Consider the following 22,921-nt stretch of genomic DNA (forward strand, 5'->3'; position numbering starts at 1 on the left):
TGCTGAATTTTTAACGCATATTTGAATCAGAAGAACTAGTTGGACTTGGCGATCTTGGCTGAAAATTTTGGTTGTCTCAGAATGTCCTCTTCGATTTTTGTGATTGGTCTGTCTATTGCGAAACTGTGTAACTATTCTGGCTCCATAAAAAACATTTAAACGTATGTAAGTGGAAAGAGAATTATTCCGAGTTTTTGAAGCGTTTATTACAGTAAATTCTCTAATGGAATACCTGCTTCTTGCTCAATTGACTTATATTCTTCTTTTAAAAATTCAAGAAATTGAGATAGCTGTAATATATGCTCTTCGTAGTCTGCTCTGTTTCTTAAGGTTTCGCTTTTCAACAGTTGATCTTGATAGAGTAAGCCATCGCGAACGGCAGAAATGAGCATTGGGGCCATGTGATTTGGTATTTCCATTATATTGCTTCCTTTATAATTCTTTGAGCTAACAAATGAAGTAAATTTTTAAATTGGGATAGAGGCATATCATATGCTGGAGCTATTGTATAATGAGTAGCCTGAAATTTTGTATTAAATTGATCTTTGACAATTGCCAACCCATTAGGAAGCTCCGTACCTTTTGGAATTCTATAATACTCCCAGTCTTTACCTTTGGGTAATCCTGGTTCATCAAATGTACTAATTCCTCTGGGTTGATACTTTACAGAAACCCATTTAACGCCGTTTTTCGAGACGATTTGAATGTCTGCTAGTCTTGGTCGACCGTTGGATAGAACAGTATTTTTTTCGACGAAATCGAAAACATGAATTTGTGTCTTTTTATTCCTGGCTCGCCACAAATTAACTGGTACCGCGCCTTCAAAATATTGGTTAATTTTGCCAGATTGAATTAACACATCTTTAAGAATTACTGTACTCATGGTGGCATTTCCAAAGTTGTTATTCAGCGAGTCTATCGAGTTTTCAGGGCCTCTTAACTATCTATTATGACGTTATTTTTCAATGACAATTTGTTGAGTGTTTTAACGCAATCACGTTTTTGTGAATTTTTATTCGGTTGTTAGTTTTAGTGACAAGCTTATAATTCAAATAGTTTTAAGAAGGGTGCCCTTTAATGTCTTAAACTAATTTCTTTGGAATGGTTATGTAGTTTTAAGTGGTTAGGTTTTATTGTGCAAGTTGTATTGTGTTAGTTTTATTGCACGAAATGTTCTTTTTGTGTTTGTGTGAAAAATTAACTTTATTAGTGTTTTTTCTGATTTACTTAATGAATTTGGTTTTTTATAAAGCTAATTTTTAAGCTGGATTAAGTAAGAGTGTTCTAGCTTTTTCGTAATTTTGTCGTTACCTGAACTCCTGATTTTGATAACTTTATGTTATTAATTTGCGGTGCCGTTTATGATATTCAGTTTTAAGTTGTCTTGCACATTGTGGGATAGAAGATAATTCTGATTAAACTCTTATATGAGTAGGTATTTAAAATATTGACCAATTTTCTGATGTGGTGAGTTTTTGATTTCTTCTTAAGCGTCTCTTCCTTAACTCTCTGTGATTTAAAATCAGCTTTTTTCAATAAGTTCACACTATTTGTTCACACTTGTCATTAGTGACAGGGTGGAAGCCATTGTATGAATCGTCCCTGAATAAAATCTCGCGAAGGTCACTTCAATGTGTTTTTGCTGGCATTGATGTGATTTTTTGTGTCGATAAATTCCTCGCTTGTTTGTGGGGCCATCCTTGGAGACGGTTAATGTCGATTCAGTTTAAGAATCTTAAAAATAAATCCCTGCCAAATAAAAATTATTTTGCTAAAAAGTCGTTAGCGAAGTTTTTTAAATTTGGCCCGTGTATTCCATTTTTTGCCTCGGCAATGATGGGGCTTTCGATTCCTTCGTTTGCTCAGGACGGTGAAGAAGAAAAAGCACTGGAAGAGGTTGTTGTTACCGGTACGCGTATTCGCCAAGACCCTTTATCGCAGGGTTCGCCAGTTGTAACGCTTACCGCAAAGGATTTGGATCGATCGGGATTGACGTCTTTAGGGGATTTTCTTCAACGTTTAACTGCTTCGGGTGGTGGTTTAAACTCGCGTTTTAATAGCAGTGGTAACTTTGGCTTTCCGCCGGATGGTGGCGGTATTGGTGCCGGTGCTTCGCAAATTGATTTGCGTTATTTAGGCTCGAATCGCACCTTGGTTTTGGTGGATGGTGTGCGTTGGGTAAATGGTTCTTCGGCCAGTGGTGTGTCGTCAGCGGTTGACTTAAATACCATTCCCACAGCAATTATTGAGCGTATTGAAGTTTTAGAAGATGGCGCATCGTCTATTTACGGCAGTGATGCTATTGCCGGTGTAGTTAATATTATTACCAAAAAAGATTTCGAAGGTTTTGAAATTGAGGCTTATTCCGGAGCTTACGATGAGGGTGACGGTGAAAATAACGAAATTAATTTATCGATTGGTTCGCATGGCGAAAAATCCCGTATATTTTTAAATATCGGTTATGTGAATTCTAACGACGTATTGGCTGCCGATCGCGATCAAGCGTCTACACCAATTCCATTTGTGACTAACGGTTTGGGTGGCAGTTCGGGTACGCCGCAAGGACGATTTGTTTTTACCGATCCGAATACCGGAATTGATGTCGACTGTACCATTAATAATGGTGTAACCGGTGTGCCACGATACGATGCGTCAAACCCGTGTGGCCCAAATGATGATTTTCATCCATTCACGAATGCTGATCGTTTTAATTTCTCGCCATTTAACTTAGTACTTGCACCGAATGAGCGAACCAATATTTATACCCAAGCGCAATACGATTTAACGCCTACCACAACCTTTACATTAAAAGGTTTGTTTAACAATCGTAAATCCACTAACCAAGCGGCGCCGGAGCCTTTATTTATTGGCCCAGAAGCCGGTAATGGTAATTTGTTGGATACGATTTCGGTTGATGCTTCGAATCCATTTAACCCGTTTGGTTTTACCATTGATGCTAATACCAATCCGTTCTTTTTTGGTCGCAGACCCTTAGAAGGTGGCCCGCGTGTATTTGAGCAAGACGTTAATACTTTTTATGTGAGTGCAGGTTTGCAAGGGCAGTTTGAACTTGCCGATCGTAATTTTTATTGGGATGTTAATTTCTCGCGTTCACAAAACCGTGCCGACCAAATTAAAACCGGGGGTTATAACTCTGCACGAATTCGACAAGCTTTAGGCCCCATTGAAGATTGTACCGATCCTTGTGTGCCGTTGAATTTCTTTGGTGGTCAGGGTGATGGCACGGGTACCATTACACAAGAGCAATTGGATTATATTTCGTTTGTGCAAAAAGACGTAAGTGAGCAAGAGCTTAGCGATATTAGTGCAAACATCAGCGGTACTTTATTTAATTTACCAGCCGGGGCATTTGCCTTTGCAGCCGGTGTTGAATACCGAGAACAAGATGGTTTTTTCCAACCCGATGCGGTTGTAGTCGCTGGCGAAAGTGCGGGTGTACCTTCAACACCAACACGCGGCGGTTTTGATGTCGAAGAATATTATCTAGAATTGCAGGTGCCCATTTTAGCAAACCTACCGGGTGCCGATTTATTGGATTTATCGTTGGCACTTCGCACCTCTGACTACAGTACTTTCGGTTCTGAATCGACCGGTAAAGTGGGATTTAAATATCGTCCCGTAAAAAATCTATTAATTCGCGGTAGCGTTTCTGAAGGTTTGCGCGCACCGGGTATTGGTGAATTATTCGGTTCTGCGGCACGTTTCGACCAAACGCTTGCCGATCCGTGTTCTGATTTGTTAGGCACGCAACCGGGTTCTACACCGGCGGATTCTCAAACCATTGCCAACTGTCAGGCGTTGGGTGTTCCTGTGGATGGCAGTTATGTGCAGTTTAACAACCAAATTTCGGTAACAACCGGTGGTAATCGCCAACTGCAACAAGAAGAATCCGACAGCTTCACTCTAGGTTTTGTTTACGATGCCGACTGGGTGGATAACCAAGATTGGATCGAACAATTCACCGTTGAAGGTACTTATTACGATCACGAGATCGAAGGTGCCATTCAAGCCTTAGATGCACAGGTGCAATTAGAAGGTTGTATTAACACCCTTGATCCAACCTTGTGTAGCGGAATTACTCGAACCGCGGGTGGTGTTATTAACGGTTTTTCAAATCAATTAACCAATATTGGTGGCATTGAAACCTCGGGCTACGATTTAACCTTCACCTATTTAAGCCCAACCTACAATTTTGGTCAGGTGAAATTAACGTGGCAAAACACCTTCTTAGATGAATACGTAGAGCAGGTTCCAACTTCTACGGGCTTTATTGACGTGCATTTAGAAGGCACCGAAACCGGTGATCCAGAGCAAGCGTATCCCGAATTAAAATCTACGCTTACCGCTGAATTGTTTTACGACAACTGGGCCTTTGCGGCAACCTTCCGCTACATTGATGAAGTTACCGAAGACTGTACGGGGTTGGCTGGCCTAGGTTTATGTTCAAACGAAGCGGCTGAATTAAATACCCTAGACGAAACCTTGTATGTTGATTTGGCGGCGAGCTGGTCGGTACCAAGTGACACAGAAATTACCATTTCTGCTGGTTTGCTTAACGTTACCGATGAAGACTCACCAACTTGTTTTAGCTGTGCATTAAATGGCTTTGATGCAACCACCTACGACGTACCCGGCGTATTTGGTTACGTAAGATTTAATGTGAAGCTTTAATTTATAAAAATGTTCTAGCGATTAAAGCCGGCCTAAATGGCCGGTTTTTTATTAATTGTATGTTTAATTTTTCTTATCTTATTTAATCCAGAATGGGCGAGCCTAAAGTTTCCACAGCGCTTAGAGTATTTAGGCCCTATAGCCAACCGGTACTTCTAACGTATCTTTAATTTCTTCCATTACTACATAACTTGTGCACTCTTGAACGCCGGGTAGGGTTAACAAGGTTTCTCCATAGAAACGTCGGTAGGCTTTCATGTCTTGAACGCGGGCTTTGAGTAGATAGTCGAAGTTACCCGAGACCAGATAGCATTCTTGAACTTCTTGCAGGGCTTTGGCGGCGTCGCGAAATTTTTCAAAGATGTCTTTGGGTGAGCGTGCCAGTCGAATTTGTACGAATACGACCAGGCCTGCTTTTAAAAAATTGGGGTTTAAAAGCGTGGTGTAGCCGCGAATCACGCCTTCTTTTTCCAGCTTTTTGATGCGCTCTACACAGGGTGTGGTGCTTAAGCCAATTTGTCGGGCGAGTTCTGCGTATGAGATGCGGGCGTCTTTTTGCAGTATACGGATGATGTTGCGATCGATTCTGTCGAGTTCGTAGTCGGCCATGGTGCGCTGTTCTATTCTAAATACAGATGTACGTTTTAACGGAGTAAAGTCAGTTGAGAAGGTTTTATAGACGGTTTCTAGCCCTGACTTTTGGAAAACCAGTGATTTCTACTGGATTGCCCTTCAAAAAGTGAATTCAAATAGTTAAAAGGTCTTCATAATTAAAAAAATACCATGAAATCGACTGAATAACACCTTCTAGAATAGTTTTAACGCCTTAATGGCTCCTATATAAAAGTTAAAAAGTCTTAATCCTGTCGGAGGTTTCTATGTTAATTGGTGTTCCAAAAGAAATTAAAAATCATGAATATCGCGTTGGCCTTACCCCGGCAGGTGTCCGTGAACTGGTAGAAAGCGGTCATTCTGTGATTGTTGAAACTCTGTGCGGTGATTCAATTGGTTTTACCGACGCTATGTACGAAGCGGCAGGTGCTGCGGTAATTGCAACGGCTCAGGAGATTTTTGAGCGCGCAGAGATGATCATTAAAGTGAAAGAGCCGCAACCTGTTGAGTGCAAAATGCTGCGCGAAGGTCAGATTCTTTTCACATACTTGCACCTTGCTCCAGATCCAACCCAAACCGAATTGTTGATTGCTTCTAAAGCAACCTGTATTGCCTATGAGACCGTGACCGACGCCGCTGGTGGTTTGCCATTATTGGCGCCAATGTCTGAAGTTGCTGGACGTATGTCGATTCAAGCTGGTGCACATTATCTAGAAAAAGCACAAGGCGGTTTGGGTACTTTGCTTGGCGGTGTTCCTGGTGTTGCACCCGGTAAAGTATTGGTTATTGGCGGCGGTGTTGTTGGTACACATGCGGCGCGTATCGCTGTGGGTATGGGTGCAGATGTAACCATTCTTGATCGCTCATTGCCTCGTTTGCGTCAACTTGATGTTGAGTTTGGCGGCAAAGTTAAGTGTGTTTATTCAACCGTTGAAGCCATCGAAGAGTTAGCCATTGCGGCTGATTTGGTGGTGGGTGCCGTGTTGATTCCGGGTGCGGCAGCACCTAAGTTATTGACCCGTGACATCATTGCTAAAATGAAAAAAGGTTCTGTGGTTGTTGATGTTGCAATTGACCAAGGCGGTTGTTTCGAAACCTCTAAAGCAACCACTCACGCTGAGCCTGTGTACGAAGTTGATGGCGTTATTCACTACTGTGTTGCCAATATGCCGGGTGGTGTTGCGCGTACTTCCACCATGGCCTTAACCAATGCCACATTACCATTTGCGTTGCAAATTGCTAATAAAGGTGCGGCCAAAGCCGTATTGGATAACAAGCATTTGTTGGCAGGTTTGAATGTTCACGCGGGTAAAGTGACTTATCAAGCTGTTGCAGAAGCTTTGGGTTATGAATACGTTGCTCCAGAAATCGCTTTAGCTTAATTTTTTTAGAAATCCCGGATTAATTTATGATTTGATCCGGGGAAACCTTGACGGCACATTTTTTGTGTCGCTGGAAGCTCTGGATTTTTCGGAGTTTCCTTAAGTTTCTATTAAGTTTGTTTGTAGATAATAGCGATAGGTAATTTAGTTTACGGTCGCTTTATTGATGTTGTTGTTCGCTGTGTTAAATGGCGTAGTTTCGTTTCGTAAAGAGTCTTTTCTAGTTTTACCTCAATCGGGTAGACCGATTAAATCCCTTAGTGTTGACGCTTAATGCGGTATACACAGGCGTTGGTTAGATGTTGCGCTATACAAAGTCGCTTTATCAACACTGTGTTATACCGCTTTTTTTATGCCAGTCTTTTTTTCAGCGCCTGCGTCGCACGTCCATCTAAAATAGTTAATCCAACACCGATACACAGCATTCCCAACAAATGCTTGGTGGTTAAAATCTCGTTTAAAAATAATACGCCTAGCGCGATTGAGCTTACCGGTATTAAAAAAGCTACCAGCAATAAATTGGTTGCGCCGGTTTTGGTGAGCAGTTGAAAAAATAAAATGTACGCGAGTACTGACGAAAACAGAACCAATCCCGCCATTGATCCCCAGGTTAATAAACTGGGTGGCGAAAGCGTCCATGGTGATTCAAACACGAATGCCATGGGTGTTAGAAAAATGGCCGATGCTGTCATTTGCCCGGTGGCTGTCTGCAACGGGGTTATGTTGTTGTGATTGGCTTTTTTTGAAAATATAGCGCCTGTTGCATAGCAGATTGCTGCAAGTATGACCGCTATTTTTCCTATGATCAGGTTTTCCGATTCATTGATGCTGTCTGAGAGCATTACCACAACACCTAAAAATCCAATTACCACGCCTGTAAGTTTATTGGTTGTAATTTTTTCGTCGCTGGTAAAGAAGTGCGCGGCGATTACAGAAAATATAGGTGTGCTAGCGTTGAGTGTCGCGGCTAATCCAGAGCTAATATATTGCTGTCCCCAGGCAATCAATACGTATGGAAGTACAGAGTTTAATAATCCCATTACTGAAAATATGTAGATTGTGGTTTTGTTTAACGTTAATGGAGTTTTTTTTATAAATAGTAGCAGCGACAAAATGATAGCAGCCAACAATACTCTTAATGCCACCAAGGTTATTGGCGGTATTTCTTTAACGATAATCTCGACAAAAAAGAATGAGCTGCCCCAGATGATGGAAAGCGAAACTAAAATAGACCATTGCTGTAGGGTCATGGGTTGAACATGGGGATTGGTTGGCATCGAAAAGGTATCTCTACATCGTAAGGGCAGGATTTCAAATTACTGTCATGAAGCATAAGGGCTAAATGGATTCTGAATTATCATTTTTGGAACCCAATCAGCTGTGTTATCCGAATAATTTTTACTCATATTAATCTTCTAACCTGCCAATCGATCGAGGCAATTTTGCTTTAATCGATAAAGTAACTACTTTATGAAGAATCCCTTAAAGATAGTGCAGTCTTTTGGATGACTCGATTGTATTTTCAATCCTTAAAAACAATCGCTGAGTTGGACAGGGTTTATCGTTAACATCTAAATTTCAACTAATATCAAATAGTGTTTGATGGGAACGTATTTATAAAGTAAGCGTTAGCACACCTTACTATTGTTCTCACTTGTATTTGACTAAATTAGTATACTCTGTGTAACGAAAATCTTTCTAGTTAATCGATATTATTATTACATCAACTGAGAATAAGTTTACATTGTGTGAATTTTTCTAGGCTTTGGGTTTGAAAAGAAGCGCTATCTATGGTTATTTTTTAAAATTATTAGCAAGTGTCAATTAGTTTGAAGGAATTAATTAATTCTTTTTTTGTAACATTAATTAGAATGTATTATTCAAACGGAAATTTTAAAATGGGTTTAAATTGTACGATCTAGAATGGAAGTTAATGATTGAGCAGGCTGGAGTTAATTAAAGTAAATACTCATTAATCTGTCGTTTCTCGTACACAAAGACGAGTTAAGTGACCATTCTTAAAAAATAGTGGTTACTAGGGTAAGAGAATTTAATGAATTAGCATGAATGTTGAGCTTGTATCGTCTAATTTTGGTTAGTTTGTTGTAAATCTTCGCTGCGAATATTTCTCTTGAATTTAGCGGCAATTTAAGTCGTTGAATCGGTTAAAAATAGGCTTTCAGTCATTAAACATCTCAGATCAACATCTTCACAGTTCCATCCACTTACCGTTCTTGAAATTGCTAACACAGCATGCGTCGCTAGAAGCATTGGGTTATCAACGCTTTTCCTAAACAACGACCGTAGTTGATCTTGAGCGAGACAAATAATCAAGTTGCGTATTAATAGTATTTCTGCGCGCATGAGAACTTTAGAGATAAAGCTTTAAATTCGACCGTTTATCAGGACGGTTTGGCATCCTTGAAATATTTATCAGCACATCATGCATCGGAGAAAATTTCCTGCATTCAGATTTAGGTATTACTAACCTAGAGCCTAGAGCAACGTCGATGAATATTCATTCTGACTTGTTTTTCTTTCTGGAACTTTATGTTGCGCGATTAGGGCTATCTAATCGATCGCACAAATTCTTAGCCACCAAATACGCTATTGTTCGGCTTCGATTAACCGAAGGTTTTTGAAGCTCGTGGCTCCGGAAACAATATTTTTGTGTTTATTTGATCTATCTACCTACCGATAGGTAGATAATCGAAATCTTTTGCGATACTCTGATCTCGTTCATTTGAAATTCGTTAAATCTCTATTGGGGGATCATCATGTCATCAGAAATTTTTTGGTTAACTGCAACTGCTTTACTTGCCGCTGTACTTTGGGTGCCTTATGTATTGAACCGAATTGCCGAATTGGGTTTGATGGAAACCTTAGGTAATGGCGGCGCCAGTGCCGTGATGCAGCATCAATGGGCAATTCGTGCACGTGCTGCTCATGCAAACCTAACCGAAGGCTTGGTTATTTTTGCACCTTTGGCATTGGCCGTTGAAGTTACTGGGATGTCTAACGAGCTAACGGCAACACTTTGCGCCGTCTACTTTTTTGCGCGCTTGGCGCACGTAGTAATTTATACCGTTGGAATTCCTGTTGCTCGAACTTTAGCGTTCGCCACCGGACAGGTGAGTTTGATTATTCTTGCGTTACATTTATTGGGAATTGTGTAAGAAATTTCGCAATCTTCGGTTTTGCCGCTGCCCTCTGATTAAGTTTGAGACAAGTTAGTCAGAGGCTTTTATTGTCGAGGTTCTTACTGTCAGGCGATCTTATGATCGGAGCTTCCTCACAAGGATGTGTCGCCAATTTCAAGAACTGTAAGTGATTGAAATGGTGAAGAAATTGGAAATCACATTTTCAATTTCTTCCCTCTGATTAAATCATGGATGAGTTAATCAGAGGTTCTTAAGGTTAATAGACGTATTTTTTTAAAACCAAAATTAGAGGCTGTTAAATCACGAAGCTTTAATTAAAGATTCTCATACCGAGAACGTCATGCTTTAACAGCAAACTTTCAAGTCGTCGGATGGTCTTTTATGCAGTTTTGGTTGCTGGCAAGAGAGATAGCCAATTGTTGTAAATTGTATTGTTTACTTGTCAGTATTTTTGTTAATTCATAAAGCTAACAGCTCAGTGATTTCATTGAGCTTATAATGAGGAAGCGCTATGCAGTTTTTACATACCATGATTCGTGTGTCTAACCTTGACACGTCTTTAGATTTTTTCTGCAACAAACTGGGCCTTGTTGAAGTTCGCCGAATGGAAAGTGAACGCGGACGATTCACGCTCGTTTACTTGTCTGCACCTAATGATCTTGAGTCTACAAAAAACACCGACGCTCCTTTACTTGAGTTGACCTATAACTGGGACCCTGAAGTGTATGGTGAAGGTAGAAATTTCGGTCATGTTGCCTATCGTGTGGAAAATATTTACGAATTTTGTCAGAAACTGCTGGATAACGGCATAACAATTAATCGTCCACCCCGAGATGGCCACATGGCATTTATTCGCTCGCCCGATAATATTTCTATCGAACTATTGCAAAAAGGCGAGCCTCTAGAGATTCAAGAGCCTTGGGCGTCTATGGAAAATATTGGTCATTGGTAATCAATATTATTTTCGATGTTTATTTTAATCTCTAAATTTAAGGTGTTGGTCGCATTTTTGCTGACTGCCTTGAATAATAATCAAAGCCGCTCTTCTGTTTGTGTTTTAATTGCGTTTAATTGTCTGTACATAAACTTTCAGGAACGTCAAATAAGTTTTTTATGATTAGATGACTTGGGCAATTTCTACGGCAGGTTATTTAGCTATAAGGAAATGTCATTAATTTGATTATTAAATTTTATGTTGGTGAGTTTGACGAAATTAGACGGTTTTGCTGGTTGCTCTAGTGAGCAAGTTTAATAAATTTGTAATTTAAAATTGCTCCGGTTTTCGAAGTATCACTCTATTTTGAGTATGGGCAACTCTGATTAACCCAGAGTTGCCAACGGCACAAGGATGTGTCGCCAATTTCAAGAAAGGTAAGTGGTTGAAATTGTGAAGAAATTAGAAATCGTATTTTCAATTTCGCTCCTGTGATTAATTCATGGATGAGTTGGTCAGAGTGTCCTATAAAAGAATGTCCTATAAATTAGTGTCCAAGTTTTGTGTAGGATTATGCAAAAGATTGGAATCTGGATTACATCTTAGATTGAACTTTGCGCAGAGTTTTAAAGAGTGAGGTCATGCAGAGCGATTCGCTACTTAAAGTGTTTCGTTTTATGTGCTGTGGCTTATATCTGGCTCATATAGGGTTTTAGCTACTTTGGTTTTTAATTCGAAAATTAAATTACTAGCTGGTATTTTTTTGAGAATCTTTGACGGTGTCAGTCGACAATTAAAATTCCGAAAATGTTTTTGCTCGGTTGGAGTTTTGGCGAATAGTTATATCGACCTGTCAATAATTTAAGGTATTAATGAAAAAATATGCTCTGCATCACATTTTGAGCTTTGTGTCAGGGGATTTGTAAAAATTTTTTCTATAACTTTGAATTAAGGTAATCAAAATATATTGTTGTAATTCCAATTGGTTAGTATCTGTTACGATAAAACCATTTCTCGGTTTATAGACTAGAATGGCAATGTGTTGTGCCTGAGAGTGTTAAGCCAAAAGAAATTACGGTAGGCGAGCTTGATTACCAAGCTGTGGATGATCATCTAAAAAGGAATTTGTTTGATTTATCACGGTTATCCATCTGAGATTACTTTTTGCGGTAATTCTGAAGGTTTATCTCGGTAGTCGACGAATACGTTTATATCAACAATGCGCGTTGCGCCTAACTAAGTGATGTGATGAAGAGAACTATTCAGTTGCTCGGCTTTAACAAAAACGACGAAATGGTTTTTACGAGCCTCCTTTCGTTACTTTCCAATAAAACTGAACATCAATGGGATGTCGTGCCCGTTCGTTCGGTTCCTGCCGAAGTTTTAATCGTTGATGTAGATTCTATTGAAGGTGCGCAGTTTATTAAAAATCAAACTGCCTCTAAGCAAAAGATCATACACTTCGGCCATTTTGATGGGATTGGCGGTTTGGAGCTTCGTCTGAACAAGCCAATGCGCGCCGCCGGTATTCTGAGGTGTTTAGCCGAGGTTTCGAAACAACCTAATGTCGAGACTCGCAGTGAAACACGAGTCCCGCCGGTAACTGTTGCTTCTCCAGAGCCAAGTGGTGTTACAACCGGATACCGATTGAAGCGTTGGCCAGAGCCGTCCATCTTGAAAGAAACGCCAGGAGCGACCCGAATTTGTGCCATTATGCTTAAGCGCGTAGTGTCTGTGGATGAAATTTCGGAGATGGCTGGAATCAACACAGAAAATGTTCATCAGTTCATTACGAATTGTAGTAAGCGCGGGTATTTGGACATTAAACAACGGGTTGCGCAAATGACAACTAAAGTTACTGAGCCGCCTAAGCGTCGAGGTAATCCAATTCTAGAGAAATTGCGCATGAAGTTTGGAGTAAGATCCAGTGTCTGAACTCAAATTGGTCATCACCGGCACGGCGGGTGTTGGCAAGACAACAGCGATCCAATCCTTAAGTGATAGACCACCCATAGCGACCGAGTCTGAGACTACCGATGAATTGTCGGAAATTAAAAGTACAACAACCGTCGCTTTTGATTTTGGAGAAATATACTTAGACGATGGTAATGTCGTGCATGTATACGGCACGCCGGGTCAAGAGCGATTTAGGCACATGTGGGAAATTGTCGCCGAAGGGGCGATTGGTTTTATTATTCTGGTAGATTCTTCTCGCGACGATCCTGTTGCTGATTTGAAAATGTACATTGATAATTTCAAGACTTTTATTGATGAAACCAGCGCCGTTATTGGTGTAACCCGCATAAACGAATTTAATGGTCAGTGCATTGAAGATTTGTACTGTTTTTTAGAGAAAGAAGCGCTATTTTACCCGATTATGGCGGTGGACCCGCGAGATAAGTCGGATATGAGTCAGCTCATGCTATCATTGCTGGCTATGTTGGAATATGGGTGAAATATGACCGATAAAAAACAGATCGTTATCAAAAAGCAAGTAGTTGATGATAGTTTGGCTAATTTGCTAGAGACCAGTAAGGGTATTTACGCTGCGTTGCTTTCAAGCACAGACGGCCACGCTTTAGCAAAGAAAGCTGTGGATGAGCTGTCAGATGCACGACTTGCGGCGATGACTAGCTCTTGTTTAGCATTGGGTGAAAAAATTGCCATCGAGGCTCAGCAGGTGGGATGTAATTTTGTCATCATCCAAAACACCAATGGTTTTTTGGTTATGCGCCGTGTGGGTAAAAAATTAGTTATTACCACCTTGGCAAATAACAACGTGAATCTAGGGATGGTAATTTCGGCAACCAATGTTGCTGCTGAAAACCTCGAAAAAGAAATTAGAGTTTAAAATAACCCTAATTTTGGTAAATTTAAGGATATTGATTTCGCTAAAACTGGAATCAATTGTAAATTGAACTAAAATTAAACAAATAATTTACGGCAGATGCCGAATTGATGCGGATTGCTTCGCGTCGACTGGAGATTATAGCTATGAGTAAACTGGATACTGCTTGTCAACAATTGGTTGCCGATGTAAGTGATGCGCTTGGTGCCGCAATTGTCGATCTTTCTTCTGGTTTGTTGTTGGCAGCTCACCACAACGTTCCTTACTTCACCCAAAGTTATTTAGATGCGGTTGCGGCAGCAGCAGTAGATATGTTTCGTGGTAAGAATGTAAGCACGGTAGAAACCCTGCTTTCAAACCAGCGCGGTACAGCCGTTACCAATTCCATTAAAGAAGTACAAATGAGTACAGATCACACTTACCATTTCATGAGTATTGTTCCTGGTAAGGAAAACTGTTTAATGGTTTTGATTACTGGTCGTAAAGCAAACTTGGGTATGGGTTGGTCTGCACTTCGCACCGCTTTACCGGTTGTATCTCCTCTTTGCCCGTAATGCAGATCTGGTAATTTCCAAATTACCATAGCTCTAAGTTGCTTTTATTCGGGTTCGTGAGTGCTATTACCGTTTTGGGGTAATATATTTTATGGTTCACGAGAGCTGCAACTAACGATTAAGCCTGTAGTTTGCTACAGGCTTTTTTATTGCCTCAAATTTTTGATTTCTTTAATTTGGCAACAATGATCACGGTTATAAAATCTCTTTGCTATTAAAATACCTTATAGAATTTAAGGGATATTCAGTAGTCCACTAATAATAATTTATAACTCTACGACTCGTGTATTTAGGGAAATATTTATGACTGTTCTTCTGGAATCATTGTCTGGCGAGCGATTTTTTTCTGAAGCAGATATTTTCAGTGCGTTTAAAAACCCAGTCATCTTAAAAAGTAATGCCGAATTTACTGGGCGTCCAGCTACGCATCTATTTGTTGGCGATGGCTGTATTGTGAAATTGCGAACAGATTTTGTATTTCGCGATGTGGATGTGTTACGTAAGGCGCAATCGGCCAAAGATCATGAGCTGAAATTATCGGTACATCATCCCAGCAAAACTTGGTTTTATACGACCCTTAATGATGAATTGGTGGTTGGGAGTATTACCCAGCAATTAAAACCCCTGCACACACTGATTCCAGCGTTGCTGCCTAAAGATTGGCGAGCCGTTAGTGCAATTTTTAAAGCATTTTTTTTGCTGTATTTTTCTACGGCTCGCGATTTTGATAGCCGCTTGGACGAAGGGCTTTCTAATTTTGGCTTAGATGAAAATAATCGCTTATTTTATGTTGATGATGACGTTTATAAGTGGGATCAGTTTACAAGTTTTATTAATCTTTATGTGGTTTGGATTCGGCAGTTAAATTTTCCTAATCCTGAGTTTTGGGGTGAAGTTACCGATCATCTGGTCTCGTCGTTGATGACAGTTTATAACTCAGCCCATATGGTGCAGGTTGTTTATTCTCAGTTTAGAAGTTTGACGGCAATTAATGAATTAGAAAAACTTTGTTTAGAAACTACGTTAAATCATCTCAGTGCCGGTGTAAAAGCATCGATTCATCGAATTACCCCGAATGTCGCTTCTGTTCCGTCTAATGATACAACCCTATCAACCAATTCTCAGAAAGAATCGGTATCGGAAACATCAGAAGCTGTACCGATTACTAACGTGCAGGTTGCAAAACACTATGACGGCCAAACTTCGCCGTTATCCCGTTTGGCTGTTTTAGATGCACCTAAATTTGCCATTCTGGCCGATATCCATGCTAATGCCTCGGCTCTTGAAAAAGTCTTAGCTGAGCTAAAAGCGAAAAATATTAATCAGATTTTAATTTTGGGGGATTTGGTTGGTTACGGGCCACACCCAAATGAATGCCTAGATATCCTCTCGCAACTAGATTGTGTGTCAATCAAAGGTAATCATGACTATGGTGCTGCCACAGGGGATTTTTCTCGCGGCTTTTCTAATTTAGCGCTGTGGTCGATCAAATGGACCCATGAAGCTATAGATGCAACACGTCGCCAGTGGTTGAATCTTTTAGAACCGGTTTTTTATCAAGATTCTTGGATGGCGGTTCATGGTGCTCCAATCGATAAATACTTTTTTTATGCGTATGTTTATCAAATGACGTATCAAGCCAACTTAGATTGGCTAAAAGAACGCAATTTGGATTTCGCCTTTCACGGTCACAGTCATATTCAAGCTAATTTCGCTGATTCTAATCAATCTGGACTTGGCAAGGTCGCAGGTAGAGAGCAGCGTTTGCAGGATTTTCAACAAGCGTTGTTGTGTCCGGGATCTGTTGGTCAACCTCGGGGTGGTGATGTTAGAGCGGAATATGCCATCTATGATCAGCAACATAAAATCATTGAATTCTGCTCCACCGATTACGATATTGAACGCACGGTTTCAGATATGCGTAGACTGAATTTCCCCTCGGCTCTTTATGAGCGGCTGATGCAAGGTAAATAAACGTTATTAGTATTAATTTTTGAAACCGTAAGACTAAGTTAAAAAAAGTCTTAAAGTTGTGTTTTTATGAGGCGGAAACATTTTGCCGCCTATTGCCGCTTGATCTAAAATTAACCTACAGAAACCTCCGATTAACCCATCCATGATTTGATCAGAGGACAGAAATTGACAGTGCGACTTCCAATTTCTTCACAATTTCAATGACTTGCCGTTTTTGAAATTGGCGACACTTGCTTGTGTTGCTGGAAACTCTAGGTTAATCAGCGTTTCCTATAAAAAACTACGTGCTGCTTTGTGTCGTTGATGAACACTCGCAAAGTGATTAATAAATCTTAGGATTAATATTGGTTACGCTATGTTTGAACCCGGTAATCTTTCTCGTCCCATAAGCACATTGCGTGAAGTAAACCCGCAGCGAGTCAGCGGTGACGCAATTTCGGCTGCAACGAGAGGCCTTCGTTCATCCTCCGAAGACCTGCAAGCCAATGCTCAAACCATCGCTCGTGCTAATACAACGTTTTCTGTGGTTCCGCCCACTTCCGAGCTCGATTTCGCTCGACAAGATCGTCCTGTTACCGAAACGGATATCAACCAAGCTCTAATTGAGCAGCGGCAAAATCAGCAAGTGTTCAATGCTTCTGCGGAGGTGATTTCTGTCGCTAATGAAAATACGGGCCGATTTATCGATATTGTTGCCTAGTGAGAGCACTTTCGGGTTCAGATTCGGTTTGTTTTAATAAAAAAGGGGATCTCCAATTATTTGAGCATCGTTTGTTGTAGGTGGTTGTTATGAATATTCAGCCTGCCAATCCCGTTATTTTTGGATCATCAAATCTACAGAACTCCTCGATCCAGCCCTTATCTCAAGTTCCAGAAGTGGCAACTGACAGTACCACTCTTGCTCCTATCCAGCAGCCTGCACTGACTAACAGAAACTCCCTGCAACCGGATCGTAGTAATGCCAATGTTCGTGGCAGAATTTCAGAGAGAAGCGATACGGGTTCAACGAGTCCGTCTGAATTATCGACGTCTGAAGCTTCCGGTGATGAACTTGAAACCGAGACCAGTGACGAAAGTGGTGAGTTCAGCAGTGTTCGATTTACCGAACAAGAGTTGGCCACACTCAGAAAACTTAAGGCCCGAGATTTAGAAGTAAGAACTCATGAGCAGGCCCATCAAGCCGTTGGTGGCAGATACGCCAGCGCTCCAACTTACGAGTACGAACGCGGCCCGGACGGGACCAATTATGCAGTTTCTGGAGAGGTAACTATTCAATTGCCGAATCAGTCTGCCAGCGCTCAAGAGGTCATTCGTCAAGCTGACCAGGTCATTCGAGCGGCTTTAGCGCCTGCGGAGCCTTCTGCGCAAGATCGACAGGTCGCGGCTCAAGCTACGCAAGCTAAAGTCGAAGCTACTCAGCGACTGCAAGAAGAGCAGCAGCAACAGCAGGGCAATGATTCGACTGCCCAATCATCCAGTTCGCAGAGCGAGCGCGCGATCGAGCGATTTGTTGAAAACTCAGGTTTTGATGAGATCGCAATCGGTGAAATCATCTCAGCAGTAGCCTAGTGATCTCTGATTACCAGCAGATATTGCACCTCTGAATCGTACACAAGAAAAGCATATTTCTTTATACCGGCTTGCGATCCACTGTAAAAAACGTGTTTTCTTGGTATAAAGGTCAAGATTTTTCTTGGTTACTCTTCCCACACCCATCTCAATGGTTGTCCAAAATCGTCTTTGATTAAAATCTTTTTGGCACGACGTATTTTCTTAGTGGGCGGCTTGATCGGTTTTTTACGACTTTCAATGGCGGCAATTTCGTCGTTGACCATGGTTCGTGCTTCTGGTGGTTTTGAACTGGACATAGATTTGAAGGGATTTACCCCAAAAAACTGGCCAGACTCTCCTTGCGCATGTTCTTTAACTTCTCCACCAGCACTGATGTATTGGCTGATTTGCTGTTCTATTTCAGCTCTTATTTCAGATTTGGTTTTTGGTTTTTCCTTCATAGGCTCAGTTCAATGCACAAGCTTTGGGGCGGTTAAGGGTGATTGTTGTAACTTAAGATTAGCTGGAGCTGATTGGTTCAGCATAGTGTTGCTTGGTGCTTAAGTGTATCTCCTTAGCTGAAAAATCTACTAGTATCAAGTGCCATATTTTTGTCAGTTTCTTTTTTGATCAGCGAGTTTAAAGACTGCTGTAAAAGCTCATTAGGCAATTTATCCACAAATTACACTCAGCGTTACTCACAAATTTGGTTGAAAACTTTCTGCAAATTTTTCATTTTCGCGATCTTTGACAAACTTTTGTAGGTGGTCTACGAAATTGACTGTCAAAAAAGCTACATATTTAACGTATTGTTTTTAAAGAATATGTTTTTATTTTTAAGCATATTGTAATAACTTGATCAACACGACAAGTTTGATTTTTAAGCTCATGTAACAGTTTTATGCCGAGGTTTTCCACAGTTTAGAAGATTTGTACGACAAGTCTTTCAAATCAGGCTGTGAATAAAGTGTTGATTAATCTTTCGAGAATTATTGTCAAGCGAATATGTTGATATTTCATAGAAATCCGTTGCTATTTCAGGCTTAAGGAAAGCACATTTCTATAACATGTGCCGAGTGGCAAATGTTTATTTGATGGTTGATTCGGTATTCTTCGATTTAAAGTTTTGATACTGCGTATTTTCTTTGGGGGCGTTATGAGGTTTTCGATTAGTCGTTTTGTGCTACCTGCATTGGTGTTATCAATGTGCTCTGAGCTTGTGAATGCGCAGGCGATAACGCATTGGTATTTTGGAGCGTCGGTTGCAAAGACCTCTTATGATCTTGATGCGAGCGATTTTTCAAGAGGTTTTTCGGGCGGTGAAGAGACTTTTCAGTTTGTTGGTGAAGACCAAGACGATACGGCTTTTCAGATAGTTTATGGGTATCAATTCAGTCGATACTTAGCGTTTGAAGGTTCTCTCTTTGATTATGGTGAATACGATCGCGAGGGCAGTACGGTATTCTCTGACGTTGTGGTGGTGGATTTTCTAGGCAACACCACAACCGTTGACGGGACTGGAACGGTGCAGGCATCCATTAAGCACCGGGGTTTTGCGGCCGCTGCTTTGGGAATTTGGCCGATTTCCCAGAATTTTTCCTTAAAAGGTAAATTAGGAGTGAGTTTTATTTCCTCCGATGTTGATGTTTCGACAACTTTTAACGTGCCAGCATTCACCTTGGGTGGTGTTGATTTCCCTGCGACCGTAATTGTTGGCAGAGAAGAGCCGGATGATTCTCAAGTAGCTCTGAACTTAGGTATAGAGGCTGAATATCGCAGGAATAAAGATTGGAGTGTTACAGCCTTTTTTGAACGTAACTTAGATGTTGAAGCGGATTTCGTTTCTGAAGATACCGACCTAGATTTGGTGGGTATTAAGCTTTTGTATCATTACTAGCTTTTGTGCCGTTACTGATTAACAAAGGTTTTCCAGAACGCAGCCAAAATAGGATGTGTTAAGCGTTTGTTTAACGCGAAGACTCCGACATCAAATTGCCCGATGGGTGATGGCGTCGGAATTTTCTTAACTTGTTCTCGCAGGGGGCTGTTCTCTAAAACAATCTCAGGGACAATACCTGTCCCAAATCCCAATGCAACCATACTCACTATTGCTTCATTTCCAGCTACCTGCGCATAGATTTTGGGCTTGATTTGCATTTCCCTAAACCATGCGTCGCTGGTTTCACGGGCGAGCCCTTCCATCGACAAGATCATAGGAGTTTTTTGCCAATTAAAATCGCCGTCAATGCCTCTCTCACGACCATCATCATTGCGGGAAATGGCCACCAGTGGGGTGGTTTGAATTTTTTTAAACTGTATTCCCGTTGGTAGATTTTTGGGGCACGCGGCAATAGCGATATCTTCTTGTTCAGACCTGATTCTGGCAATTCCTTGAGCGGGATCACCGGTATTGAGCTTGATTTCGACCCCTTGATGCTCCTGGCGAAACCCCTGCAAAATTTCGTACAAAAAACTATAACTTGCCGTTACCGAACAAAAAACCTTGAGCTCACCCACCAACTTTGACTGCTGATCGAGTAAGTTTTCTTTGATGGTATGCCAATCATTTAAAGCCGTGCGGGCGTATTTCTGAAAAAGTTGACCTTCCGGTGTGAGTGAGACACTGCGTTTATCTCGTAAAAATAATTGTACGCCGAGAGAATCTTCCAGTGCTTTGATGCTTCTACTTAATGCTGAAGGACTTAAATGGCAAATTTCGGAGGCTCGCGCAAAGTGTAAGCATTCACTTAGCGTTAAAAAATGACTCAGTGTTCTGGTATCCATAAATGAACGTCTTGTGTGCGGGAGATCTGAATAAATTCTTGTAGTGCAGAAAACGCAATATTGAACTGATAATAATTCATTTCCTGCAACAGATTCTAGAGGCTACACTGTGCGGGTTATTTACAGTTTTATCGGTTGTTGCGTTGAGGCAACAACTCAGTCTTATTATTTCGGATTTTTACCATGCAAATTTATTACGACAAAGATTGTGACCTTTCCATTATCCAAGGTAAAAAAGTAGCCATCATTGGTTACGGCTCACAAGGCCATGCTCATGCTTGCAACCTAAAGGATTCAGGCGTTGATGTAACAGTAGGTCTTCGTTCTAACTCTTCTTCCGTTGCTAAAGCAAAAGCTCATGGTTTAAAAGTAGCGGAAGTAGAAACCGCAGTAGCTGGTGCTGATCTGGTTATGATTCTAACCCCTGATGAGTTCCAAGGCGCTTTGTACAAAGACGTGATCGAGCCAAATATCAAACAGGGCGCTACCATGGCATTTGCTCATGGCTTCGCGATTCACTACAACCAAGTAGTTCCTCGTGCTGATCTTGACGTCATTATGATTGCGCCAAAAGCGCCGGGTCACACGGTTCGCAATGAATACGCAAATGGCGGTGGTATTCCAGATCTTATCGCCGTATTCCAAGACGCTTCTGGTCGTGCACGTGAATTGGCGCTTTCTTACGCCTCTGCTATTGGCGGTGGTCGTACTGGTATCATCGAAACTACCTTCAAAGACGAAACCGAAACCGATTTGTTTGGTGAGCAAGCGGTTCTTTGCGGTGGTTGTGTCGAGTTGGTTAAGGCAGGCTTCGAGACATTAGTTGAAGCGGGTTACGCTCCAGAAATGGCATACTTCGAGTGTTTACACGAATTGAAATTGATTGTTGATTTGATGTACGAAGGCGGTATCGCCGACATGAACTACTCAATTTCAAATAACGCAGAGTACGGCGAATATGTAACTGGCGAAGAAGTGATCAATGATCAATCTCGTGCGGCTATGCGCAAAGCTCTAAAACGTATCCAAAGTGGTGAATATGCAAAAATGTTCATTGCAGAAGGTGCTGCCAACTACCCGTCTATGACTGCTCGCCGTCGTAATAATGCGGCTCACGGTATCGAAGTCGTTGGTGAAAAATTGCGCTCCATGATGCCTTGGATCACTTCTAAGAAGATCATCGATAAGAGCAAAAACTAAGTTATTTGTCTTTACTACTCAAAAACAGATTGGTTTTTGTTGTAAAAATGAATAAAAAAAGCGCGGCCTTGGTCGCGCTTTTTATTTTATGTCCCTAATGAAAACGCTATCATCTTCGCCTCAATTTTCTCTATGGACAATTTTGGTGACGCAAGAACAAACCCCTCAAGACAGCCCAATATCCAATGCTCAAGAAAAAGGTTCGGAGCAATCAACTCAATCAGTTGATTTGGAATCGCGAATTCCAGTTGATGAGCATATCGAAGAAGTTCAGGTTGACGGTGTAAAAGTTCGTCACCGAGGCGTATACCTGCTGCCTAATTTATTTACCACTGGTGCGTTGTTTAGTGGTTTTTACGCAATAATTGCAGCCACCCAGCAACAATTTGAAGCTTCTGCCATTGCTATATTTGTGGCAATGTTGCTCGATGGCTTAGATGGACGTATTGCTAGGCTTACCAACACGACCAGTGATTTTGGTGTGCAGTACGACTCTATGTCGGATCTCGTCTCCTTTGGTGTTGCACCGGCGATGATCGCCTTTAACTGGTCGCTGGTTGAGCTCGATAAGTTCGGTTGGGCGGTTGCTTTTGCCTATGTCGCTTGTGCAGCGTTAAGGTTGGCGCGATTCAACACCCAAGTTGCCGTTGTCGATAAAGGTGTATTCATTGGTTTGGCGAGTCCCACCGCTGCTGCACTTGTGGCGTCTATGGTCTGGTTGGCTCACGATATAGAGATGACAACTTCTGTTGCCATCATCTCTGCCGTTGTTGTTTTGTTTTCTGCGCTATTGATGGTTTCCAATATTCGTTACCAAAGTTTCAAAACCATCGATCTCAAAGGGCGTGTTCCTTTTGTCGTGGTTCTTGGGTTAGTTTTGGTGTTTGCGGTAATAGCAATTGCGCCCTCAAAAGTACTTTTTTTGATCTGTGGTGCTTATGCTTTGTCCGGTCCTGGTGGTCGTTTGATCAACTTTCTAGGGATTCGGAAAAAAAAGTAAAAAAAGCGTTTTTATGTCTTGCCAGACCTAGAGCCATTACGTATAGTTCGCGCCCTCGTCACCGAGGATGTGCAGAAAGTTGATCTAAAAAAGACTTTTTGAATATCAAAAACGTTTGAATTTCATTTGAAAGACTTAAACGTTTGGTGTTGAGGTTCTGGCAAATTTCGAAGTGATTTTTAAGATAAAAAGAGCGACGAAAAAAACTTGAAAAAGTGCTTGCCAAGAA

The 22,921-nt window shown here is 41.2% G+C and carries 20 protein-coding genes; 14 read left to right on the forward strand and 6 right to left on the reverse strand.

Annotated elements, in window-relative coordinates:
* Positions 1-206: 206 nt before the first annotated feature.
* Positions 207-419, reverse strand: coding sequence for a hypothetical protein (locus tag ACYQ28_RS10990; RefSeq protein WP_460049942.1), 213 nt, complete (start codon positions 417-419; stop codon positions 207-209).
* The gene (locus tag ACYQ28_RS10995) at positions 419-883 is read right to left on the reverse strand and encodes a Tse2 family ADP-ribosyltransferase toxin (protein ID WP_460049940.1); all 465 of its coding nucleotides are present in this window, start codon (positions 881-883) and stop codon (positions 419-421) included. Before ACYQ28_RS10995 ends, ACYQ28_RS10990 begins: the two co-directional genes overlap by 1 nt.
* Before the next feature lie 830 nt (positions 884-1,713).
* Here ACYQ28_RS10995 and ACYQ28_RS11000 point away from each other — a divergent pair.
* Positions 1,714-4,692, forward strand: a complete 2,979-nt coding sequence (locus ACYQ28_RS11000) for a TonB-dependent receptor domain-containing protein (protein ID WP_460049938.1) — start codon at positions 1,714-1,716, stop codon at positions 4,690-4,692.
* A 129-nt stretch (positions 4,693-4,821) separates the two neighbouring features.
* Here ACYQ28_RS11000 and ACYQ28_RS11005 read toward each other — a convergent pair whose 3' ends face one another.
* On the reverse strand, positions 4,822-5,301 hold the full coding sequence (locus ACYQ28_RS11005) for an Lrp/AsnC ligand binding domain-containing protein (protein ID WP_460049936.1): 480 nt from the start codon (positions 5,299-5,301) through the stop codon (positions 4,822-4,824).
* Between the two features lie 269 nt (positions 5,302-5,570).
* Between ACYQ28_RS11005 and ald the strand changes: the two genes are divergently transcribed.
* Positions 5,571-6,686, forward strand: a complete 1,116-nt coding sequence (ald, locus tag ACYQ28_RS11010) for an alanine dehydrogenase (protein ID WP_460049934.1) — start codon at positions 5,571-5,573, stop codon at positions 6,684-6,686.
* A 350-nt stretch (positions 6,687-7,036) separates the two neighbouring features.
* On the opposite strand, the gene ACYQ28_RS11015 is transcribed toward ald, so the two are convergent.
* The gene (locus tag ACYQ28_RS11015) at positions 7,037-7,963 is read right to left on the reverse strand and encodes a DMT family transporter (protein ID WP_460049932.1); all 927 of its coding nucleotides are present in this window, start codon (positions 7,961-7,963) and stop codon (positions 7,037-7,039) included.
* A gap of 1,500 nt (positions 7,964-9,463) precedes the next feature.
* Between ACYQ28_RS11015 and ACYQ28_RS11020 the strand changes: the two genes are divergently transcribed.
* The 9 genes from ACYQ28_RS11020 (at position 9,464) to ACYQ28_RS11060 (ending at position 17,726) form a co-directional block, all read left to right on the forward strand.
* Positions 9,464-9,862, forward strand: a complete 399-nt coding sequence (locus tag ACYQ28_RS11020) for an MAPEG family protein (RefSeq protein ID WP_460049930.1) — start codon at positions 9,464-9,466, stop codon at positions 9,860-9,862.
* A 496-nt stretch (positions 9,863-10,358) separates the two neighbouring features.
* Positions 10,359-10,799 (forward strand): VOC family protein, encoded by a 441-nt coding sequence (locus ACYQ28_RS11025; RefSeq protein ID WP_460049924.1) that lies wholly within the window; start codon positions 10,359-10,361, stop codon positions 10,797-10,799.
* 1,230 nt (positions 10,800-12,029) lie between these two features.
* Positions 12,030-12,716: a hypothetical protein gene (locus tag ACYQ28_RS11030; protein WP_460049922.1), complete on the forward strand. Its 687-nt coding sequence runs from the start codon at positions 12,030-12,032 to the stop codon at positions 12,714-12,716.
* The gene (locus tag ACYQ28_RS11035) at positions 12,709-13,236 is read left to right on the forward strand and encodes a GTP-binding protein (RefSeq protein ID WP_460049920.1); all 528 of its coding nucleotides are present in this window, start codon (positions 12,709-12,711) and stop codon (positions 13,234-13,236) included. Before ACYQ28_RS11030 ends, ACYQ28_RS11035 begins: the two co-directional genes overlap by 8 nt.
* A 3-nt stretch (positions 13,237-13,239) precedes the next feature.
* Complete coding sequence (locus ACYQ28_RS11040; RefSeq protein ID WP_460049918.1) at positions 13,240-13,632, forward strand: roadblock/LC7 domain-containing protein; 393 nt, start codon at positions 13,240-13,242, stop codon at positions 13,630-13,632.
* 143 nt (positions 13,633-13,775) lie between these two features.
* Positions 13,776-14,183 (forward strand): roadblock/LC7 domain-containing protein, encoded by a 408-nt coding sequence (locus ACYQ28_RS11045; protein WP_460049916.1) that lies wholly within the window; start codon positions 13,776-13,778, stop codon positions 14,181-14,183.
* Positions 14,184-14,486: 303 nt separating this feature from the next.
* The gene (locus tag ACYQ28_RS11050) at positions 14,487-16,157 is read left to right on the forward strand and encodes a metallophosphoesterase family protein (protein ID WP_460049914.1); all 1,671 of its coding nucleotides are present in this window, start codon (positions 14,487-14,489) and stop codon (positions 16,155-16,157) included.
* 355 nt (positions 16,158-16,512) lie between these two features.
* Positions 16,513-16,857 (forward strand): hypothetical protein, encoded by a 345-nt coding sequence (locus tag ACYQ28_RS11055; RefSeq protein ID WP_460049912.1) that lies wholly within the window; start codon positions 16,513-16,515, stop codon positions 16,855-16,857.
* Between the two features lie 89 nt (positions 16,858-16,946).
* The gene (locus ACYQ28_RS11060) at positions 16,947-17,726 is read left to right on the forward strand and encodes a putative metalloprotease CJM1_0395 family protein (protein ID WP_460049910.1); all 780 of its coding nucleotides are present in this window, start codon (positions 16,947-16,949) and stop codon (positions 17,724-17,726) included.
* Positions 17,727-17,854: 128 nt separating this feature from the next.
* Here ACYQ28_RS11060 and ACYQ28_RS11065 read toward each other — a convergent pair whose 3' ends face one another.
* Complete coding sequence (locus tag ACYQ28_RS11065) at positions 17,855-18,169, reverse strand: hypothetical protein (RefSeq protein ID WP_460049908.1); 315 nt, start codon at positions 18,167-18,169, stop codon at positions 17,855-17,857.
* 695 nt (positions 18,170-18,864) lie between these two features.
* Between ACYQ28_RS11065 and ACYQ28_RS11070 the strand changes: the two genes are divergently transcribed.
* Positions 18,865-19,605, forward strand: a complete 741-nt coding sequence (locus ACYQ28_RS11070; RefSeq protein ID WP_460049906.1) for an outer membrane beta-barrel protein — start codon at positions 18,865-18,867, stop codon at positions 19,603-19,605.
* A gap of 11 nt (positions 19,606-19,616) precedes the next feature.
* Here ACYQ28_RS11070 and ilvY read toward each other — a convergent pair whose 3' ends face one another.
* Entirely contained in the window at positions 19,617-20,492 is an 876-nt protein-coding gene (ilvY, locus tag ACYQ28_RS11075) for an HTH-type transcriptional activator IlvY (RefSeq protein WP_460049904.1), read from the reverse strand.
* Positions 20,493-20,675: 183 nt separating this feature from the next.
* Here ilvY and ilvC point away from each other — a divergent pair, with 183 nt between their 5' ends.
* Both ilvC and pssA read left to right on the forward strand, forming a co-directional pair.
* Positions 20,676-21,692 carry a ketol-acid reductoisomerase gene (gene ilvC, locus ACYQ28_RS11080; protein WP_460049902.1) on the forward strand — a complete coding sequence of 339 codons (1,017 nt, stop codon included), beginning with the start codon at positions 20,676-20,678 and terminating at the stop codon, positions 21,690-21,692.
* A gap of 145 nt (positions 21,693-21,837) precedes the next feature.
* Entirely contained in the window at positions 21,838-22,692 is an 855-nt protein-coding gene (gene pssA, locus ACYQ28_RS11085) for a CDP-diacylglycerol--serine O-phosphatidyltransferase (RefSeq protein WP_460049900.1), read from the forward strand.
* The last annotated feature ends 229 nt before the right edge of the window (positions 22,693-22,921 follow it).

This window comes from Sessilibacter sp. MAH1 (assembly GCF_054658315.1).

Excerpts from the sequence above, each read along its gene's own strand:
- ACYQ28_RS11015 (WP_460049932.1), bottom strand. The coding sequence starts at position 7,963 with ATGCCAACCAATCCCCATGTTCAACCCATGACCCTACAGCAATGGTCT.
- ACYQ28_RS11025 (WP_460049924.1), top strand. The coding sequence starts at position 10,359 with ATGCAGTTTTTACATACCATGATTCGTGTGTCTAACCTTGACACGTCT.
- ACYQ28_RS11030 (WP_460049922.1), top strand. The coding sequence starts at position 12,030 with ATGAAGAGAACTATTCAGTTGCTCGGCTTTAACAAAAACGACGAAATG.
- ACYQ28_RS10990 (WP_460049942.1), bottom strand. The coding sequence starts at position 419 with ATGGAAATACCAAATCACATGGCCCCAATGCTCATTTCTGCCGTTCGC.
- ACYQ28_RS11045 (WP_460049916.1), top strand. The coding sequence starts at position 13,776 with ATGAGTAAACTGGATACTGCTTGTCAACAATTGGTTGCCGATGTAAGT.
- ACYQ28_RS11020 (WP_460049930.1), top strand. The coding sequence starts at position 9,464 with ATGTCATCAGAAATTTTTTGGTTAACTGCAACTGCTTTACTTGCCGCT.
- ald (WP_460049934.1), top strand. The coding sequence starts at position 5,571 with ATGTTAATTGGTGTTCCAAAAGAAATTAAAAATCATGAATATCGCGTT.
- ilvC (WP_460049902.1), top strand. The coding sequence starts at position 20,676 with ATGCAAATTTATTACGACAAAGATTGTGACCTTTCCATTATCCAAGGT.
- ACYQ28_RS11060 (WP_460049910.1), top strand. The coding sequence starts at position 16,947 with ATGAATATTCAGCCTGCCAATCCCGTTATTTTTGGATCATCAAATCTA.
- ACYQ28_RS11070 (WP_460049906.1), top strand. The coding sequence starts at position 18,865 with ATGAGGTTTTCGATTAGTCGTTTTGTGCTACCTGCATTGGTGTTATCA.
- ACYQ28_RS10995 (WP_460049940.1), bottom strand. The coding sequence starts at position 883 with ATGAGTACAGTAATTCTTAAAGATGTGTTAATTCAATCTGGCAAAATT.
- ACYQ28_RS11005 (WP_460049936.1), bottom strand. The coding sequence starts at position 5,301 with ATGGCCGACTACGAACTCGACAGAATCGATCGCAACATCATCCGTATA.
- ACYQ28_RS11000 (WP_460049938.1), top strand. The coding sequence starts at position 1,714 with ATGTCGATTCAGTTTAAGAATCTTAAAAATAAATCCCTGCCAAATAAA.
- ilvY (WP_460049904.1), bottom strand. The coding sequence starts at position 20,492 with ATGGATACCAGAACACTGAGTCATTTTTTAACGCTAAGTGAATGCTTA.
- ACYQ28_RS11055 (WP_460049912.1), top strand. The coding sequence starts at position 16,513 with ATGTTTGAACCCGGTAATCTTTCTCGTCCCATAAGCACATTGCGTGAA.
- ACYQ28_RS11050 (WP_460049914.1), top strand. The coding sequence starts at position 14,487 with ATGACTGTTCTTCTGGAATCATTGTCTGGCGAGCGATTTTTTTCTGAA.
- ACYQ28_RS11040 (WP_460049918.1), top strand. The coding sequence starts at position 13,240 with ATGACCGATAAAAAACAGATCGTTATCAAAAAGCAAGTAGTTGATGAT.
- ACYQ28_RS11065 (WP_460049908.1), bottom strand. The coding sequence starts at position 18,169 with ATGAAGGAAAAACCAAAAACCAAATCTGAAATAAGAGCTGAAATAGAA.